Annotated in this window: 13 protein-coding genes; 4 read left to right on the top strand and 9 right to left on the bottom strand. The window is 49.5% G+C overall.

What is annotated here, in order from left to right; translation table 11 throughout:
* Window positions 1–184: 184 nt before the first annotated feature.
* The 5 genes from BLS44_RS07375 to BLS44_RS07355 all read right to left on the bottom strand — a co-directional run bounded on the left by BLS44_RS07375 (window position 185) and on the right by BLS44_RS07355 (window position 9,150).
* On the bottom strand, window positions 185–1,738 hold the full coding sequence (locus tag BLS44_RS07375) for a TPM domain-containing protein (RefSeq protein WP_090389407.1): 1,554 nt from the start codon (window positions 1,736–1,738) through the stop codon (window positions 185–187).
* 115 nt (window positions 1,739–1,853) lie between these two features.
* On the bottom strand, window positions 1,854–3,101 hold the full coding sequence (locus BLS44_RS07370) for an alkaline phosphatase family protein (RefSeq protein WP_090389406.1): 1,248 nt from the start codon (window positions 3,099–3,101) through the stop codon (window positions 1,854–1,856).
* A gap of 42 nt (window positions 3,102–3,143) precedes the next feature.
* Window positions 3,144–4,025, bottom strand: coding sequence for a metallophosphoesterase family protein (locus BLS44_RS07365; RefSeq protein WP_090389405.1), 882 nt, complete (start codon window positions 4,023–4,025; stop codon window positions 3,144–3,146).
* A 76-nt stretch (window positions 4,026–4,101) separates the two neighbouring features.
* Window positions 4,102–5,907: a RagB/SusD family nutrient uptake outer membrane protein gene (locus BLS44_RS07360; protein ID WP_090389404.1), complete on the bottom strand. Its 1,806-nt coding sequence runs from the start codon at window positions 5,905–5,907 to the stop codon at window positions 4,102–4,104.
* Window positions 5,908–5,934: 27 nt separating this feature from the next.
* Window positions 5,935–9,150, bottom strand: a complete 3,216-nt coding sequence (locus BLS44_RS07355) for a SusC/RagA family TonB-linked outer membrane protein (RefSeq protein WP_090389403.1) — start codon at window positions 9,148–9,150, stop codon at window positions 5,935–5,937.
* A gap of 393 nt (window positions 9,151–9,543) precedes the next feature.
* Here BLS44_RS07355 and BLS44_RS07350 point away from each other — a divergent pair, with 393 nt between their 5' ends.
* Window positions 9,544–10,155 (top strand): TetR/AcrR family transcriptional regulator, encoded by a 612-nt coding sequence (locus BLS44_RS07350; RefSeq protein ID WP_090389402.1) that lies wholly within the window; start codon window positions 9,544–9,546, stop codon window positions 10,153–10,155.
* Here the strand turns inward: BLS44_RS07350 and BLS44_RS07345 are convergent.
* Entirely contained in the window at window positions 10,136–10,375 is a 240-nt protein-coding gene (locus BLS44_RS07345) for a CBU_0592 family membrane protein (RefSeq protein ID WP_090389401.1), read from the bottom strand. The genes BLS44_RS07350 and BLS44_RS07345 overlap by 20 nt on opposite strands.
* 195 nt (window positions 10,376–10,570) lie before the next feature.
* Between BLS44_RS07345 and BLS44_RS07340 the strand changes: the two genes are divergently transcribed.
* The 3 genes from BLS44_RS07340 to BLS44_RS07330 all read left to right on the top strand — a co-directional run bounded on the left by BLS44_RS07340 (window position 10,571) and on the right by BLS44_RS07330 (window position 16,075).
* Window positions 10,571–12,724 (top strand): heavy metal translocating P-type ATPase, encoded by a 2,154-nt coding sequence (locus BLS44_RS07340; protein WP_090389400.1) that lies wholly within the window; start codon window positions 10,571–10,573, stop codon window positions 12,722–12,724.
* A gap of 376 nt (window positions 12,725–13,100) precedes the next feature.
* Window positions 13,101–15,017 (top strand): RecQ family ATP-dependent DNA helicase, encoded by a 1,917-nt coding sequence (locus BLS44_RS07335; RefSeq protein ID WP_090389399.1) that lies wholly within the window; start codon window positions 13,101–13,103, stop codon window positions 15,015–15,017.
* A 368-nt stretch (window positions 15,018–15,385) separates the two neighbouring features.
* Window positions 15,386–16,075, top strand: a complete 690-nt coding sequence (locus BLS44_RS07330) for an SMI1/KNR4 family protein (RefSeq protein ID WP_090389618.1) — start codon at window positions 15,386–15,388, stop codon at window positions 16,073–16,075.
* Between the two features lie 40 nt (window positions 16,076–16,115).
* Here the strand turns inward: BLS44_RS07330 and BLS44_RS07325 are convergent, their stop codons facing one another.
* The 3 genes from BLS44_RS07325 to BLS44_RS07315 form a co-directional block, all read right to left on the bottom strand.
* Window positions 16,116–16,814 carry a lysoplasmalogenase gene (locus BLS44_RS07325; RefSeq protein WP_090389398.1) on the bottom strand — a complete coding sequence of 233 codons (699 nt, stop codon included), beginning with the start codon at window positions 16,812–16,814 and terminating at the stop codon, window positions 16,116–16,118.
* Window positions 16,815–16,939: 125 nt separating this feature from the next.
* Window positions 16,940–17,899, bottom strand: coding sequence for a 2-dehydro-3-deoxygalactonokinase (locus tag BLS44_RS07320; protein WP_176954345.1), 960 nt, complete (start codon window positions 17,897–17,899; stop codon window positions 16,940–16,942).
* Between the two features lie 11 nt (window positions 17,900–17,910).
* Complete coding sequence (locus BLS44_RS07315) at window positions 17,911–19,221, bottom strand: MFS transporter (RefSeq protein WP_090389617.1); 1,311 nt, start codon at window positions 19,219–19,221, stop codon at window positions 17,911–17,913.
* Window positions 19,222–19,231 lie beyond the last annotated feature (10 nt).

Here is a 19,231-nt window from a genome sequence, read left to right as displayed (position 1 = left end):
ACCTGAAACAAACATAGGAGTCTTCAGCTATCAATGTCATTTTAAATAATATTCAACAATGTTCAACCAGGAACCTACGCATGATCTTTGAGGGGGACCCACACGAATGTGACGTGAAACTTGAAACCTGAAACTTTAACCAAACATAGGAATCTTCAGCGGTCAGCACCCCTTAAAACGGGCATTACCAGCTACTGCCGGCCCCGCCACCACCCGAACTGCCACCACCCCAGCTGCTGCCGGAGCTGGAAGAGCTGCTTCCGGAACTGCCCGAACTACTTGAATCGGAGGACCGGCTCTTTTGCGGGATCGTATACTCTTTTTGCTCCCGGTGATGACAAAACTTACAGGCATATGCTTTTAAACCCACCCCGCTGCTGGAGTAAGTAGCCGGTTCAATAATCCTGTCTGATTCGAGATAATAGGCCATAGTATTGCATTTAGGGCAATGGCTATATTTGCTGCTGAGCAGTACCCCATGCAGCTTAAATGCTTTTCCTCCCTGCTCCGCCCATACATCATAATCTACGGATTGCAGCCCTTCTTCCATTTTCTGCGCTTCGGTCAGGTAGGCATCATCCCGTTTTTCATCCAGCAGGCGCATTTCATTCCCGGTATTACTGATCACCATTCCGCTCCGCAGCCGGGCCAGGTATTGCCCGATCCTTGCCCGGAAATAAAGGAGCGGAAAGGGGAATAATTTATCTGTAATGGTTCCTTTCCAGCGCTGATCCAACTGCCGGGCATAATGATACAAAAGGTCGTCCTCCGTACGCTTTTCCTCCGCCATTCTTAAACTGCGCAGAAGTCCCAAAATAGTGAGTCCCAGGTAGCTGACCCCGAATAAATAGAAAAAGGCCAGCCCTGTAAAGATATTGACCGGTACGGGGAGAACAAAGAAGAGCAGGAATGCCAGCCCTGCATAACAGCACAGGAACTGGGTAACGGAAAGCCATCCGGGCCGTGCCGAATAAAAGAAGTTTTGCCTGTCCCTTGGTTTAAACAGGCGCGTAAACCACACCACCCAATAGATCACATAGAACAACAGGACCCAAAAACCGCCCCAGCCCACATGCCGCTTATAAAGATCAAAAACATTATCAGGAAAAGACCGGCCCGCCGGGGTTGTTATCGTGTTGCCGTAGGAAGGCCCGGGAGCCGGGGCATCCGGGGGAAATGAAAGCGTGCCCGGTGCCTCATCGCCTCCCCCTGCTGAGCCCACGTTCCCGGAAAGCAGCTGCGCCACCTGTCTCACCCCGTTCAGCACCGCTGCATCATAATTGCCCTGTTTGGCATACGGCACCATATAATCTTCCTGGATCTGTTTGGAAACCAGGTCGGTCAGCTTCCCCTCCAGTCCGTATCCCACTTCAAACTCCATCCGCCGCTGATCTATTACCAGCAGGACCAGCACCCCGTTATTCTTTTCCTTTTGTCCTACGCCCCAATACCGGAGCAACTCAATAGCAAAACCCCTGGGCGCTTTTTTACCGATAGAATTCAGTATCACCACGGCCACCTGGTCGGTGGTAGCATCTTCCAGTTCCTTTAGCGCTGCATTGACCTCCGCTATGGTACCACTGCTTAAAACGCCATCGGGGTTGCTTACATAGTTAAAACCAGGTTGTGCCTTCGGGTCGGGGACCTCTTTAACAGTCCACTTCCGTTGTGCCTGAACAGGCCCGTTTATAAAAAACAGCAGGGTTAAAGAAAGGACCAGCGATTTCAGGTGTGTCATTCGTAAAACAAGGGTTAAATAGCAACAAAATAACAAAAGATCAGGGAACCGGGATGTATTTTATAATACCCGGTTCCCTGAAAATAGTATTTATTGTACCGGCAGGCAGGGCCGCTTACTTTTTTTGATCCAATACCACCCAGCGGTTCAGTGTATTGGCGGCCGATTCCAGCACCACTTTATAAAAGCCGGAGGGCTGATCCTTTACATCAACGGTCAGATGCCTTTGCCGGAGCGGCACCTCGCCCACCAGCTTATAAGAGTCCGTTCCACCGGTTTTTACCTTGTTGGTAGTGGTGATCCACACTTTTACCTTGCCCTGTTCTTTGGGATCCAGCGGAGTCCAGTCAATATCGAGTTTTTGCTGGAAATAATTGACCCGCATATCTGCCAGGGACACCTTTCCGATCATGGGAACCCCATCCTGCTCACGCGCCACCGCCGGCGGAACAGTAATATTCATAAAACGTGCAATGGTTGGAAAAATATCCACCACGCCCGGGATGTAATGATCCGGGTAGGTATTCAGCCCCGGATTGTTGGTGATGATCCAGGTGCTGCGCTGCCGGGGCGACTGGCCGCCATGGCCCATGCCATTGGCTTCTGACCGGCCGTGATCGGTGGTAATAACGATCATCCAGTCTTCTTTAAATTTTTCCTGCCGGTAGCGGATCGCATCCCAAACGCGTCCCATCTGCAGATCCAGCATTTTCACCGCTTCATAAAACTTTGGTGAATCACCATAGCCATGCCCCATATCGTCGGTATACTCAAGGTAGATCCAGGAAAGATCCGGAGCCTGTTGCCGGATGCTTTGTGTGGCCTCATCTACCACGTGCTCATCGATCCGGTGCATCCGGTGTACCGGCCCGCTCTTTGGAAACTTCAGTGTATCATGCTCAAAACCATCTGCAGCAATATCTACATGAATCCCGTTGGTTTCCGGCAAACCATCGCCCACCAATTTTGTGCGGTTATCGAGCCAGCTCGAAAAAACAGCGATCTTCTTTTGCGGGTACTGATCTTTAAACAACCGGAAGATGGTGGGATAATGATAATTGGGCGCTGCAATATCGTTATCCCAAACGTTATGTTTATTAGCCCAGGTACCCGTAAGCAGACTATTATAGCCAACAGCAGAAATAGTAGGTGTTTCCGAATAAGTACCTTTGCCGCCACCCACATAAGCCCGCGTATACCGCCCGGCCCTTGCAATAGCGTCCATATGCGGTGTAGCCACCGATTCAATTACATCCGCGGGGATCCCGTCCGCGATCACGAACACCACTTTTTTTGTTCGCTGGGCAAACAATGTGGCCGAACAAACCAGCAAACCCGCCAAAACAAGCACTTTCTTTTTCATAAAACAATCTTTTCGTTGTTAAAAATACAAACAGGTTCACTCTTAAAAACCATGCGCATAATATTCACTTTCAAAGCCTCCATCCTTATACAATTTCAAAATAGCATAACCCGGCGGTGTTTCCAGGTAGTAACCGGGCCCGGCTGATTCCTTATCGCCCTGCCCCCACCAAAAACCGCTCATGGCACCATTGCAGCAATACCATACACCGTTGTAAAAGGTTTTATCATAAAGGTGGTTATGCCCGCTGAGGGAAGCCCTTACCTTGTCCTTGTGCTTATAAAAAAGATCTTTAAGCTTTTTGTTATCGCTGTGATTGCCCCCTACCAGTATCGGCGTGGCACCAAAAGTAGGATAATGAGACATGATCAGTGTGGGCGTATTGGCAGGCGTTTGGGCAAGATCGCTTTCCAGCCATTGAAACTGTTCCTCATCCAGGGATATCTTACTGTTATTGCCATCCAAAATAATAAAGTGCCAGCCCCCACGGGTAAAGCTATAAAACCGGTTCGGTATCTTTAAGCGTTTTACCACATAATCTTTCCCATACATAGGGTCGCTCTTGTCCGGTGCGGCCCACCACATATCATGATTGCCCAGGCAGCCATAAACATCATATCCCTTTAGTTCAGTCATACAATCATCCCATATCTGCCATTGCTCGGTTACGCTTTCCCGTTTTACATTGTCGTAAGAAGCGTCATGAATCGAATCTCCGGTATTCAGGACAAAATCGATCCCTGTTCTTTTGATCTTTTTCAGACAATCCTTAAACCGTTGCGGTGCGTTATCACCCGGGCGGATGTGCACATCAGTGATATGCGCTAAAGTGAGCACGGGCTTCTCCTTACGGGGGCCGGCATTAACGGCGAGCGGCGCAGCGGCCAGGGCGGGCAGGCTGCCCAGGAATTTTTTTCTGTTCATAGTTTAAAAAACGGGGCCGCCCGGTGTTCCCGGGCAGCCTTTTAATCTTAATATTTAGAGTCCTGCAGGTTATCCATTACCATCCAAACGGCTGTTTGAGGTTAGGATTAACGATGATCTCTTTGGCCGGGATGGGCCGGTAATAATATTTGGGTTCTATAAATTTACGCTTGTCCGGCGTTGCGGTTATAATAATATTTCCACCGGCGGCACCATTCTTCAGCTGCACCGGCACGTCCTCGGAAATCGAGCCTACTTTATAGTATACCAACAACTGCCCCAATGCGTTCTTTTCTTTATGGGCGTCATCCGGGATGGCTTCTCCCGAACCGATCAGCTTGATGTCTTCCACACCATCGCCCGTCATATCATATTTTCCGGCACCGGGAAAATACATTCCCTCCGGGTAAACTTCCATTAATTTTCCAACACTCCAGCGAAAAATATCGCGGATCCGGTATCCTTCGAAAGCCAGCTCAGACCGGCGTTCCCGGCGTATCTCCAGGATCAGCCCCTTGTTGGCACCATTCACATTGGGGTACTGCGCTGCCAGTACGGGGTCAATATTCCCGTTGGCGGCCGCTATATTAAGATCCGGCAGGCCGGCTCTTTTCCGCAATGGATTAATGGAGCGGTTAATATCTTCCGGGGTTGCCGTGCCCAGTTCGGCTGCGGCCTCCGCATAGGTCAGCAATACTTCTGCATAGCGGAGCGCCGGAAAATCGATATTGAACTTGTCATTGCTTGAGGAATTACCATATCCCTTTATCAGGTAATAGCCGGTAAAGTATTTTGCAAATGCAGGCACATACGCTTTAGGCGGGTTGGAGTTTCTGCGCAGCCAGCCCGGATAATTGATAGTGGTATACAAGCGGGGATCCCTGTTCGCAAACTCTTTTACAAACTGGAAGCTCTGGTAGCCCGGCTGATCTGTATACCGGGTACCATCCTTCATTAAAAAGCTCTGGATAAAGGCCTTTGAAGCAGACATTTCATAGTTCAGGAATGCATAGTCCCAATCAGGCGCTGACCGCTGTTTCGCCACGTCATAGTCGATGTACTGGATCACTTCTTTATTATCAGAAAGGCTGGCGCTGCTAAACAGTCTTCCGTAAGAAGCCGAATCCTGCGGAATGGCAAATCCCCCGGTACCGGTCATGATCTCATTGGCCAGGGACTTTGCTTTTTCAAAATACACGTTCGCGGTGGACTGCAGGTTCAGCTCGGGATGATATTTCCTCCAGGAGCCTTCAAACAGTGCTATTCTTGCATAAACGGCTTTAACAGCCCATTTACCGGGCGTACCTTTGGGTACCGATTCCTTTACATTATTGGATGCAAACTCAAGATCCGCCATCACGCTGTCCATTACCAGTTTCCGGGGGTCGGAGGGTTTGTTTAACAACTCCTGGTCGCTCGGCGTCATAATACCGGAATACCAGGGAGCATCGGAAAAGGCCAGTATTTTATCATAGTAAAAGCGGGCCCGGTAATACCGCGCCAGGCCGGCATAGTGATTTTTAAGGTTGTCATCGATCTTCGCTTTCTGGTAGTTCACCAAAAAATAGTTAATGTCTCTTAACCGTGTCCAGGTCCAGGGGCCGCTAAAGTTTTCGGGCGTAAAATTCCCGAGCATAATATCAAACCCGCTGCGCTGGCCGGTTGTGGTGGCATTATCCGAAACCTCGTCCCCAAAATAGTCGCCGCCGGGGTTATCCAGCAGCCCATTGATATACATGGACAGATCCTGCTCTGATCTGAAAAACACTTCGGGAGAGATAAAGGTCTCCGGGTTTTTAATAAGATAATCTTTTGTACAGGCACTTCCGGCAACGATGGCAACCAGGAGGCCGATAACTGTTTTTAATTGAAACTGCTTCATTGCTTTATATTAATTTAAACAGGGAGATTAAAAGTTGACCTGTAAACCACAGGAATATTTCCGCATAAAGGGGTAAGAATAGCCATCTGTATCAATAGCTTCCGGATCAAAGAATTTATCCATTTTGGTAAATTCGAACAGGTTTTCGCCTGTTACAAACAGCCTCAGGCTGCTCATGCCGATCTTACCGGTAAGCCGTTGCGGCAAGGTATAGCCCAGGGTAAGGTTCTTCACCCTCAGGTAGGCAGCGTTCAACAGATATTTGGTCTGTGGTATATCAAGCCCCTTGTTTTCCCGGTTGTCTGCCAGCCAGGATTGCAGCACCGGGTACCGCGAGTTCAGGTTCTGGTCTGCCAGGCCCAGGCGGATGTATTCTGCCGAATGTTTCGCCCGCGTTGCCTCGTCGTCTGATGTACCCCTGTAAAAATCAAGCAGCCATGGGTAGTAATTGGCATAAGGTTGCTGGTAAGCCCCCCAGAACAGGTAATCAGCGGGGTAGTAATCCTTTTTGCCAACCCCCTGAAGGAATACACTAAGATCAATATTGTTCCAGCTAAAGTCCAGGTTAACGCCATAGCGGTACCGGGAATTGGAATTGCCAATCACCACATAGTCTTTCATATCCTTACCCGTAAGCGGCTTTTCAATTTTCCCGTTCTTATCCTGGTCAACAAATTTCATCCACCCCGGAATAATATCCAGAGAGCCCCAGGGCACAATGCCGGATTCATCCAGCTTTTCAATTTCCTCCTGGCTTTTAAAGAAGCCATCACTTACAAGACCGTAGATGGCATTGGGATCCTGTCCCACCCTCCAGCGCGACAGGTCCTGTTGTTCGTTATCTACCTTTGTAATGCGTGACTGGTTGTCGCTCAGGATCACCTTTGCATTTACGGACAGCGGTTTCCCGGCCACATCGAAATTATTATTATACGTTAAGGTCAGCTCCCATCCCTTTGTCTGCAGATCCGCATTGTTCTCAGGCGGAGCCGTAGTACCCAGTACAGCAGGCACCACGCGGGGAGTGTAGATCATACCTGTGGTATTCCGGAAGTAGTAATCAAAAGAGGCACTCACACGATTTAAGACCGTGATATCGGTACCCAGGTTCAGCTGCCCCACTTTTTCCCAGGTAAAAGTATTGGGATTGATGCTCAACTGGGGGGCCGAGCCCGCCACCGTAGTAATGTTGCCATCGATCAGGTAGTTGGATAAACGGGTATCCAGCCGATCATAGATGCGGAAATAATCTCTTAAATTCTGGTTGCCCAGCCACCCGTAGGAGCTGCGCAGCTTGAAGTTGGTGAGTACTTTGGAGGGACCTTCAAAAAAGCTTTCCTTATGCACATTCCAGTACCCCGCAACAGATGGAAAGAACCCCCATTTATCACCCGGCAAAAAGCGGGAAGATCCATCATAACGGGCATTTCCCTCGATACCGTATTTTTCTTTATAATTATAGTTGATCCGTCCAAAAACACCCTGTATTGCATAGGCGCTGTAGCCGGCCCCCTTGGTTACCGGTCCTGTTGTAAGCTCCAGGAACGGCGCAGAAGGAGAGATCAGTCCCGAGGCGTTTACATTGGTCGTCCGGCTGTCCCAGCTTTCCTGGTTATACCCCGCCAGAACGGTAAACGCATGATCTCCCAGTTTTTTGTTGTAGGTCGCATTCAGGTCATAGATATCCTGTGACAGGATGCCGGTTGATTCATAAACAGATCCTGTCAGATCTCCCTGTTCGCGGACATCATCGGGGCCAAAGCCGATCTGGTAGCTCTTGGAGAAAAGTCCAAGACGGTTCATTTCCCGGCGGATGCTGGCCTGCCCTTTAACCACGAGGTCCCCCTTCAAAAAAGTTGCTGTAAAGCTGGGAATATCCTGGAAACCCGTTAACCTTGAGCCGTTCCTGCCGCCGTCCTGTATGGCTGCGGCCAGGCGGCCACCGGCCGTATTGGCCCAGGTACCATCCGGGTTTTGGGCCACATCGGTGGGCACCAGGTTAAAGAGTCCTCCAAAATTATTGGGATTACTTAATACATTCGGAGCTACGCGATCCGTTTGATATACCTGCATATTGTTCTCGATCTTCAGCCATGAAAATGGCTTAAAATCTACTTTGGCCCGGGTGTTAAACCGCCGCCAGTCATCGCGGGCCAGCTTTAACAGCCCGTTCTCCTTGGTGAAACCTGCCGAAACATAATAATGAATCGGTTTTTCCGCATCCCTGCCGGTTCCCCCGGAAAAAGTGACGGTATGCTGCTGGGAAAAAGAAGACTTATTAAAGAAATAATCGGCCCAATTCGTATTCCCCATATATTGCCACTGGGTAGCATCCTTAGGGTTAACACGTACCGCGGGCAATGAAGGGTTCTCCGACCGGTCCTTTGCCCATTTATAATATTCATCATCAAACTTCACATATTTCCAGGGAGTGTTCTCCGTTGATATCTGCAAAAGACGGGAGTACACATAGGGATCCGTAATGGGTGTAGGAGTAACCGATTGCCGGCTCTTTGTAAAAAAATTGGAATAGCTTACCTGCGTCTTTCCCATTTTACCGCTCTTGGTGGTAACGAGTATTACACCAAAAGAAGCACGCCCTCCATAGATAGCTGCGGAAGCGGCATCTCTTAAAACGGTGATCGTTTCCACATCGTTTTGATTCAAAGAGTACAGATCTCCGCTGTTTGCCACGGAGCCATCGATAACAATCAGCGGTTCTCCCCCGTTGATGGAAGTTAACCCCCGTATATTCAGGCTGGCCTGGGTGCCGGGGGCTCCGTTGGTAAACCCGATATTCAGGTTGGGGCTCAGCCCCTGCAACCCCTGCACCAGGTTGGATACCGGCCTTTTCGCAATCTGGTCGCCCTTGATCTGATCGACCGCACCGGCAACATGTGCCCGTTTCTGTACACCGTAGCCGACCACTACGACCTCATCCATCCCCTGATCTGTTTTCTTAAGAATAATATTCAGTTCGGGGGAAACGCCTACGGTCACTTCTCTGGTCTGGTACCCGACAGAAGACACGTTCAGGACATCATTTTCCCGGGCCGGAACAGCAAATCTTCCGGCGGTATCCGCCAGTACGGTAGTGGTTGTTCCCTTTACAGAAAGGGTAGCATTAACAACCGGCGCACCGGCTTCGTCCTGCACGGTACCGGTTATTTTTTGAGCCTGGGCCAATGCCGGGAAAACAGAAATGGAAAAAAGCAGCAGTAAGAAAAGCGTGGATCTGATCATAGCGATTTGTTTTTGAGTTGTCAAAACTATTTAGAATTGAGACGTATTACTATTATGTTAATGTTACCTTTTACATGGATCAAAAAAGCACAGGAAATCATCAAAATAGCATCATATGTAGTACTGGCAAGCATTACAGCGGATGGCATTTCTTTCAATATGCAATTTATTGAATGAATGTTTAATTAATTTATTTTTTTTGAAAATCTGCGCAACCGGTTGCACCAACGTCTCTTTTTACAACGGTATCTTTAAATTTGTTGCAACAGCTTCCGCAATATGGCGGGTATGAAAAAAGGTAAAAACCGATGACGCGCTATGATCTTCTTTTTTATAACCGCCTCCCCCCGGAAGCAAACAAGCATATATTTCACTTATATTTGACTAAAAAGCATGGGGCGCAAAAGTCTTAAAGAAACCCGTCAGAAACAGATCATCAAGGCCTTTTATAAACTGGCCAAAAAGGAAGGATTGGAAAACGCCTCCATTGCAAAAACGGCCGACCTGTTAAAGATCAATCCCAGCCTGGTGATCCACTATTTTAAGACCAAGGAGCACCTGGTATATGGACTTGTAGAATACATCCTGGACCGCTACCTGCTGATCTTCGATGTGCCGGAGGCCTGCCAGCACCATCCGAAACGGAAACTGCTGGCCGTTATTGATAATATATTCTCCCATAAATGGAATACCCTTTTTGATGACAGCGTTTCCTACAGCTGCTATTCGCTTACCTTCAGGGATAAGACCATTAAGAAAAAATACAAGCTGTTGCTGGACAGCCTTCGCAAAAACCTGGAGACCCTGATCATCGACTGCAATGAAAACGGGTACCTGCAGGTCAAAAATACAGCAGCGGTTGCCGACCTGGTATTCATCCTGGTGGACGGGGCATATTATTACCTGAGCCTTGTAAGCGACAAGGCCGAGTATGAAAAAAAATTAAGTACGTATAAAAAGCGGGCCCTTGGATTGCTGAACTTCGCTACTTCAGCCGCCTCCTGATGATAAACACCACCGCGGTAACGGCAATGATCCCCCATGCCATATTTACCACCAGGTTGGGATAGTCATGCAGATCCAGCGCATGCAGGATCAGCCCCAGTGCCCCTACCAGGTTCAGTAAATGATATGTTGGTCTTTCTACTTTTAATTTGTTCAGACTTAAAAACAGGTAGGCCAGCAGGTAAGCAATGCTGCCCACCCAGCCTACCGTCGAGGACATTTTATCCCCCGACAAAAAAAGAAAGTCATACAACATGATCCTTTATTGGAGCTGGTTTCACAATTTGGTATTCCGGTCATAAAATTAGGCTTTTTGAAACCGCGTTACAATAAAAGAGTTGCATTCTGCAACAAGGTTTTAATAAAAGTCCGGATCCGGACCTGTTCCCTTTTCCTGTTGCAGTAATTTTGTACCATGGAAACTGCAGAAAAGATCCAATGGAAAGTAACAGGCATGGACTGTCCTACCTGTGCGCTCACCATTAACAAGTACCTGGAAAGGGAAGGCATGGAAAACGTAAAGGTGAACTTTGCCACCGGGGATGTTAGTTTTGAGCTCAAAGGGCAAAAGAGCCAGTCAGTATTATCGAAGGGGCTCACCGGCCTGGGCTACACCGTACTTGATCACAATGAAGCGCAGGCCCATCAGCATGCACAGGATCACGACCATGGGAAACGGGGCGGCTGGTTAAAGACCCATATGCAGCGTTTCTGGTTTTGTTTGCCTTTTACCCTGGTGTTGATGCTGCATATGATACCGGCACTTCAGCATTCCTGGCTGATGCAGCCCTGGATCCAGTTTGCCCTTACCCTGCCCGTGCTTGCCACAGGAATGTCATACTTCGGCGTCAGTGCCATTAAAAGCATCCGCAACCGGATGCCCAATATGAACGTGCTGGTAACCATTGGCGCCCTCGCGGCATTCATCTATAGCTTATACGGAACACTGACCGGACAGCATGACTATATCTTTTACGAAACGGCGGCCACAGTGATCACCCTGGTATTCCTGGGTAATTATATGGAAGAACATACGGTTTCCTCCACCCAGGCACAATTAAAAAAACTGGCGCAAACACAGGTGATCATGGCCAATATGATCGCCTATGACCAGGAGCACAATGAAAACATCTTTCCCATAGAAAGCAGCGCCCTGCGTACCGGTGACCTGATCCTCATCAAAAGCGGCGAGCAGGTACCGGCAGACTGTAAGATCCTGTGGGGCGATGCCCATGTAAACGAAGCGATCATTACCGGGGAAAGTGTTCCTGTAAAAAAGCAATCAAAAGATCAGCTGATCGGCGGCAGTATCATGGCAGACGGCACCGTAAAGGCCCAGGTAACAGCGGTTGGAAAAGATACGGTTATGGCCGGCATCATCAACCTGGTGAGCGAAGCCCAGGGAGAAAAACCGCCCGTACAGCAAATGGCCGATAAGATCAGCGCTGTTTTTGTGCCCCTGGTCATTGGCATTGCCTTCCTTACGTTTATCATCAACTGGTTCGTCCTCCAGGATTTTACCCCTGCATTGATGCGGGCCATTGCCGTACTGGTGATCGCCTGCCCCTGTGCAATGGGACTGGCCACACCGGCCGCCATTGCCGTTGGGCTGGGGCGTGGCGCACGCAACGGGGTACTGTTCCGCAATGCTACCAGCCTTGAAAACTTTAAGGATATCCGCCAGGTGGTGTTTGACAAAACCGGTACCCTTACCACCGGAAATTTTACCATTGCCGGTTTTCAGATACTGGATAACAATATCTCCGAAGACGCATTTAAGAACATTGTGTATTCACTGGAAAAATATTCCAATCACCCTATTGCCAAAAGCATCACCCGCACCTGGAAAACCAGGAATGAGATCCGCTGGAAACAAATAAAAGAAGAAAAAGGCAAAGGCATGTTTGCCACCGATAAGGAAGGAATCGAATATGGAGCGGGCTCCTTTGAGATCAGCGGCGGGCAAACAGGCACCGACCATCACAATATTTACATCACCCGCAACCGGCAACTGATCGGCACGATCGATCTGAAGGATGAATTGCGGCAGGAAGCAAAAACGGTCATCAACTATTTTCATAGCAAAAATATTAAAACCATTCTGCTGAGCGGCGACCGTCTCTCAAAGGCCAGACAGATCGCGGATGAACTGGGGATCGATGAGGTGATCGCCGAAAAGACCCCCGGGGAAAAGTTACAGATCATCGGTGAAAAAAATGCGGAAGTGCCCACTGCCATGGTCGGCGACGGCATCAATGACGCCCCGGCGCTGGCAAAGGCTACCATCGGCATCAGCATGAGCGATGCCTCGCAGATTGCCCTGCAAACCGCGCAGGTAGTGCTCACCAATCACGGTCTAAAGAACCTGCCCCTGGCTATGGGCCTGGGCCGGCACACGTACAAAACAATAAAGGAAAATCTTTTCTGGGCCTTCTCCTATAATATTGTGGCCATCCCGGTAGCGGCCATCGGGCTGCTCACGCCCATGTTCGGCGCACTGATCATGGCCTTCAGCGATGTAGTGCTGGCGCTCAACAGCGGCAGGCTAATGGTAAAGAAAGTGGTATAAGAATTGAAATTTGAGCGCCGAAACTTTGAGGATTGAGCGCCATCTTTAGCCATCAGCGATCGTACCAACGTTGAACCCGGCTGTTGAAACAAATGACAGGGACCGCCACCCTACCTGCTGCGGCCGGGTTCATTTGCCCCGGGAAGGGGCTCCCTTCTTTAATCCGCTTAAAAATCACGACGGACAACCATCCAGCTAAAAGACCGGAAGCCCCCGCCCGGAAAACCGGGGTTTGCGGGAAAGAGAACGATCTGTTTTTATAAAAACATTACCGTTTCCGTAAAATACCCGCCTCCGCCATTTAAAAAATCCGTGTAACTTTGAATAGTGAACGAACGGGGGATCAGCAATAAAGGTTATAAGAAGATCAAAATCTATGGAACAGGCGTTGCGGGAAATTTTAAAGGAGTATTTTGGTTATGATCATTTTCGCCCTTTGCAGTCAGAGATCGTTCAGGCAGCCGTTAAAGGAAAGGATGTCCTGGCGCTGATGCCTACCGGCGGCGGAAAATCGCTCTGTTACCAGGTGCCCGGCCTCTACAAAGAAGGGCTCTGCCTGGTGATCTCTCCGTTAATCGCCCTGATGAATGACCAGGTGCAGAACCTGCGTAAAAAAAACATCACCGCCTTTGCCATCCATACCGGCATGTCGCGCAAAGAAGTGATCCATGTACTCAAAACCGCGGCACACAGCAACTGCAAATTCCTGTACGTTTCTCCCGAGCGGCTGGAAACGAATTTATTTAAAGAATACCTGCCCGCATTGGGCGTTAACCTTATTGCAGTGGACGAGGCCCATTGCATCTCCCAATGGGGTTATGATTTCCGGCCACCCTATCTCCGGATTGCCCGCCTGCGGGAAGAGCTGCCCGGTATCCCGGTAATAGCACTTACCGCCTCGGCCACCCCCAAAGTACAGGAAGATATCTGCGAAAAGTTATCACCGGAAGGCCAGAATACCTTCACCGTCTTTCGCCAGTCTTTTGAACGGCCCAACCTGTCTTACAGTGTTTTTAAAGTGGCCAGCCGGATCCGGAAGATCACCGAGGTGCTTGGGAACGTACCGGGCACGGCTATCATTTACTGTAAAACACGCAAGCATACCAAAGAGCTCAGGGACCTGTTGCTGATGGAAGGTATTGCGGCAGACTATTACAATGCCGGTTTGCCCGCAGAAGAACGCACCCGTAAGCAACAGGACTGGATCCGGAACAAGACCCGGGTGATCGTATGCACGAATGCCTTTGGCATGGGGATCGACAAGCCCGATGTACGGGTTGTGATCCACGCAGATGTACCGGATTGCCTGGAAAATTATTACCAGGAAGCCGGTCGTGCGGGAAGGGATGGAACAAAATCCTATGCCGTTTTACTGTACAGCGATGCAGAGCTGGAAGCACTTGAAAAAATGCCGGAACAGCGGTTTCCCGACATGGAAACCATTCGCAGGGTATATGGCAGCGTGGTGCACTACCTGCAATTGCCGGAAAACGAACCTCCCGGCGAATTCTATGATTTTGACCTGAAAGACTTCATTAAAAAATTCGGGCTGGATGTAACCACAGCCGTTTACAGCCTTAAAGCCCTGGAGCAGGATGGTTGGCTTACGTTTAATGAACAGGTATTTATACCGGCCACTGTCCGCTTCACAGTATATAAAGAAACATTGTATGAATACGAAGGCACACATGCCGATTCAGAGCCCCTCGTCAAAACCCTCCTGAGAACGTATGAGGGCATTTATGATTACCCCATCGGTATTTCGGAAAGCTATATTGCCTACCTGATGAAAACAGACGCTTCACTCATCAGGGAACAATTGCTCCGGCTGGATGCAGACGGTATTATCGACTACCAGCCCCGCAAGGAAGACCCGCAGCTGATGCTGACCCGGACCCGGGTCCGGATTGCAGAACTCCAGATCAATATGAAGAATTATACGGCCCGGAAACGGCTGTTTACAGAGCGGATAGCACAAATGAAGCGCTATGTAACCGATGAAACAGGGTGCCGCAGCAAAATGATCGGGAACTATTTTGGCGATCACCAGATAAAGGATTGCGGTGTTTGCGACAACTGTTTAAAAAGAAGAAATAACCAGCTTACCCGCGAGGCCTTTGAAACCATTCAATCCCGGATCCGGGAAACACTTACGGAACCCAGTACCATCCCCCAGCTGATGACACGGCTGCAGGGTGCGGAAAAAGAGCATATCTGGACGGTGATCAACTTTCTGACGCGGGAGGAAAAGATCCAGATGCTGGAAGACGGAACAATCCGGTGGAAGCAATAAATACAGGGAACTTACAGCCGGCCGGCGGGTATGGCATATATAAAAAAAGGCCGATTGTAAAAACAATCAGCCGTTGCTAACCTATGAAAAACACCTACCGTAAAGGTACGAAAAAGATCGTTTAAAAAAACCATCCCCCACCGTTTCTTAAAAATTTGCCAAAATAATCCTCCGGGATGGGGCCTGTTGTAAAGGTCCCGCTCTTTTTTTTGACATAAAAGGCAATATCTTGTGTTGAAGCAGGAGGCCCTTCCCGGCATTCCCTATGCCGTTGCAGTATCACAAAGCCGCTCTTAATTGCAGAATAATGGCTTGGTTATTGTTGGTATTATCATAGCCCTCACCCTAAATATTTGGTGAATAAACACATGCAACAATTAAAAAGAATTCGGGTAAAACTCGAGCAACTCAGTAATACCGATATCAAACGGGAACTATTCGGGGCCGGTACCCATCAATACCGGCTTAACCCCGTGCTACGGCCGGCACAGGTCCGGGAATTTGAAAAAGCACACCAGGTGCAATTGCCGGAAGGATATGCAGCATTCCTTACCTCCATCGGTGATGGCGGAGCGGGTCCCTTTTACGGTTTACGTCAGCTGGAAATGACCCGCATCTGTTTTTTTGATCATACCGGCCTGGAAGATCACCAGTATTTTGACCTGGCCCATCCGTTTCCACATACGGAAAAATGGAATATGGAGGCAGAGCTGGAAGCCGTGGATGCACAATTGGATGCTGCCTGTGAGGCTGGAAACGAGCAGCTGGAAGAACAGCTTTTTGAAAAGAAATGGGACCTGATCAGTGGAACGGAACATGACCAGGGACGGCTTTACCTGGCCGACTATGGCTGTGGAGTACAGGTAAGCCTGATCGTGAACGGCAAAGAAAAAGGAAATATGTGGACGGATGACCGGATCAATGACGGAGGTATCTATCCCTCTGTAGAACTGGGCAACACGGGAAAAATATCTTTCCTGGACTGGTACGAATTGTGGCTCGACAATGGCCTCAGGAAAATGCAAAATACGCTCCGGGCAGCCCTTACGGGTGTATAAGGCAGGTTTATGCAACACCCCGTTCCCCGATCCCTTAAAGTTAAGGAACCACCGCAGTACTGTCTGAAGACCGGCGATGCTTGATATAACGGATCAGGCCCTTTACAAGCAGCCATTGCGCTCCCATATACGTAACCATAATGGCCCAGCCGCCCCAGGGCGCAGGACGGTAAAATTTATTTACGGCCAGTACTGAATCTGAAACCACAAAAAGAATGGCGCCGGTCAAAATAGTACGGGCAGTGGTATGATCTGTAAGATCGTATAAATGCATTGCAAGTAATAGCATGAAGCTGATAACCATCCCATAGATCAGCACCGGTATTTTCAATGCTCCCAGGTGAGGAATTAAAAAGCTCATAATAAAAAAATAATATACCCCCACAATAATGGCCGTATGCCATTTGCCGGAAACGGATTCCTTCACTTTTATAAAATGAAAACACAGGATATAACAAACATGAGCCATCAGAAAGGAAACCAATCCCAGGATAAAGTATAGTTCATTGTTATTGGCAAACAGCAACAGTGTATCTCCGCCAACTGAGAATACCAATGCCCCAATGATCCACTTTTTAAACGGTGAAGCGATACCGGCGGTTTCTGAAATAAAAATCCCCAGCAGCGTGCTTACCAGCAGGGGTTTTAAGAAAAACTGCAGGGCATCATTATGGAGGGCCATTCCGGCAAAATACAGGAGCAGCACGCCAATAAAAATAAGCTTCCAGGCTGTTTTCATTTTAATTTAAAAATAAGAAATCCGGTAATAGCAACGGGAAATAAGTGCCGCAACCGGTTTTATAAATACGGGGAACGGGTCTTCCCCGGCACCTGCCCAACCAAAGCATATCAAAACAGGAATTGTTATTCAGCCCCGGATGCCCGGTAATTTTGCAGGAGCTGCTGTTGCCCCCTTACCAGCGCCTGGTCTGCATCCGGCAATACGGATACCCGGATCCCCAGGGCTTCGCAGGCCAGTACATAGGCCTGCACATGGGTGGTGCTCCCCAGCAGGTATACCCGCTGATTTGGGGGCAATGTCTTCAGCTCTTCACCAATGAGCAGCCCGCTGAGGTAATGATAATTTTGCTCCGGTTGTATCTCTTTTAACAACTGGTTGGTACGCACACCAAACACATGATGTAAGAAAGAGTGCTGCCGGCTAAGATGTACACCACGTATAAAATACTCCCGGCTGGCCGCACTACCCAGGTCACTATTGCGGATCACCGAACCGGCAAGGATACTCTGTTCCGCCAGCAGGGAAAAAACCTCCCCGGTCATAAAGGTTTGAAAACCGGTGACCCTACGGCCACGGACCTGCACATGCTTGGGATGCGTTCCGGGCAACAGTAATAACAGTTCCTGCTCCGCAACCGGCAATACATCCGCAACTCCAACGATCTTCGTTTCCTCTCCCCGCATAACATCCGACGAGGTACAGGCGCCGGAAACCAGCAGTATGGGATTGCGGTCATTGGAAATGGCCCGCAATACCAGGTCAGCGCCATTGGTAAAAAACGGCAGCGTTTTATAGGGCAGCTCCATTAACCCGATGGATGAAGAAGCCATTCCCGATAAAACAAGGGGAACCCCGGCCAGTGAATATCCCAGCTGCTGTTCCAAAACATGGACCTGTGCATTCAAAAAAGTGGTATAATAGACCTGCCTGCTGATAGCTGCACCTGTTTGCTCCCAGTCTGCCGCCACCCGGGCAATACCTTGCTGGTGCTGTATAGCAGCCTGCATAACCAGGTCGGATGCCCCTACCAGCCGTAGCCGGAAGGTACTCGTTCCCCAATCGCAACTCAAAAACGTATCCATACGATTCATGGTTATTGATCCGGTGTTTTTTCCACAGTCACCCGTTCCACGTTCCCCACCAGGAAGATATAGGAACAGGCCCCCAGCGCACCCAGTACCGCGATAAAAATAAGTGCCGGCGCAAAATTGCCGCCGCTGGCCAGAACGCCGATCACAATTGGTACAATAATACCCGAGAGCTGGCCGATAAAATTAAAGACGCCACCGGTAATATCAATGAGGTGTTTGGGGGCCAGCGTGGATACAAAGATCCAGGTAATGGACGCAAAGCCCACACCAAAAAAAGAAAGCGACATAAACAGGATGATCCAACCCGGCGTGTGTACATAATTAGCGCCTACGATGCATACGGATAACAACAGCCCGGCAATAATCGGCCACTTACGGGCCCGGGCAGGCGGTACTCCCCTGCGTACCAGGTAATCAGAAAGAAAGCCGGAACCCAGCACGCCCACAAATGCAGCCAGGTATGGAACAGAAGCCCAGTAGCCCGATTGAATAAAATCCAGGCCCCGGTAATCGACCAGGTATTTGGGAAACCAGGTTAAAAAAAACCACAATGCACCGTTTACTGCAAACTGTCCCAGGTAAATGCCCCATAATTTCCGGTGTGCTAATACTTCCCGGAGATCGCTCCACTGAAAGGAACGTTTGCCCCCGCCATCCTGCCGGCGGTCCAATATCCCGCCCCCCTTTTCTATATGGGCCAGTTCCGCCTTATTGGTCTTTCGGTGTTGTAAGGGGTCCCGGTAAAAAACGTACCATACCAATCCCCATACCACACCGATCAGCCCGGTGATCACAAACAACCCTTTCCATCCTGCCCGGAGCTGGATCCCCGACAGCACCGGCATCAGGAAGGCCAGTCCCAGGAACTGTCCGGAGGTATACACGGCAATGGCCGAAGCCCGCTCCTGGATGGGGAACCAGCTGCTGACCACCCGGTTATTGATCGGGAAAGCAGGCGCTTCCAGTGCCCCCGTCATCATCCGCAATCCAAACAGGGAGGCAAATCCTTTTGCAAAGCCCTGCAATACGGTGGCCAGCGACCAGCTGATCAGGCTTGCGGCATACAGCGCCCTTGGTGCAAAGCGTTTTACCAGGATACCGCCGGGGACCTGGAACAACAGGTAGGTCCAGCTGAATGCGGAAAAAATGAGCCCCATCTGCACGGAAGAGAACCGGAACTCTTTACCGATATCCGAGGCCGCCACAGCGAGGTTACTGCGGTCCATATAGTTAATGACCACATTCACAAATATGAGGAACAATACCTGGTACCGGATCCGCGTAGGCCTTGCAGCCGGGCTGTTTGCGTTCATATTTTTTATT

This window comes from Niabella drilacis, from assembly GCF_900101395.1.
GTDB classification, from domain to species: domain Bacteria; phylum Bacteroidota; class Bacteroidia; order Chitinophagales; family Chitinophagaceae; genus Niabella; species Niabella drilacis.
The sequence above is the reverse complement of the archived record's forward strand: the minus strand, read 5'-3'. Positions and strand labels throughout refer to the sequence as shown.

Coding starts and splice junctions, on each gene's coding strand:
- BLS44_RS07375 (WP_090389407.1), bottom strand. CDS start 1,738: ATGACACACCTGAAATCGCTGGTCCTTTCTTTAACCCTGCTGTTTTTT.
- BLS44_RS07370 (WP_090389406.1), bottom strand. CDS start 3,101: ATGAAAAAGAAAGTGCTTGTTTTGGCGGGTTTGCTGGTTTGTTCGGCC.
- BLS44_RS07365 (WP_090389405.1), bottom strand. CDS start 4,025: ATGAACAGAAAAAAATTCCTGGGCAGCCTGCCCGCCCTGGCCGCTGCG.
- BLS44_RS07360 (WP_090389404.1), bottom strand. CDS start 5,907: ATGAAGCAGTTTCAATTAAAAACAGTTATCGGCCTCCTGGTTGCCATC.
- BLS44_RS07355 (WP_090389403.1), bottom strand. CDS start 9,150: ATGATCAGATCCACGCTTTTCTTACTGCTGCTTTTTTCCATTTCTGTT.
- BLS44_RS07350 (WP_090389402.1), top strand. CDS start 9,544: ATGGGGCGCAAAAGTCTTAAAGAAACCCGTCAGAAACAGATCATCAAG.
- BLS44_RS07345 (WP_090389401.1), bottom strand. CDS start 10,375: ATGTCCTCGACGGTAGGCTGGGTGGGCAGCATTGCTTACCTGCTGGCC.
- BLS44_RS07340 (WP_090389400.1), top strand. CDS start 10,571: ATGGAAACTGCAGAAAAGATCCAATGGAAAGTAACAGGCATGGACTGT.
- BLS44_RS07335 (WP_090389399.1), top strand. CDS start 13,101: ATGGAACAGGCGTTGCGGGAAATTTTAAAGGAGTATTTTGGTTATGAT.
- BLS44_RS07330 (WP_090389618.1), top strand. CDS start 15,386: ATGCAACAATTAAAAAGAATTCGGGTAAAACTCGAGCAACTCAGTAAT.
- BLS44_RS07325 (WP_090389398.1), bottom strand. CDS start 16,814: ATGAAAACAGCCTGGAAGCTTATTTTTATTGGCGTGCTGCTCCTGTAT.
- BLS44_RS07320 (WP_176954345.1), bottom strand. CDS start 17,899: ATGGATACGTTTTTGAGTTGCGATTGGGGAACGAGTACCTTCCGGCTA.
- BLS44_RS07315 (WP_090389617.1), bottom strand. CDS start 19,221: ATGAACGCAAACAGCCCGGCTGCAAGGCCTACGCGGATCCGGTACCAG.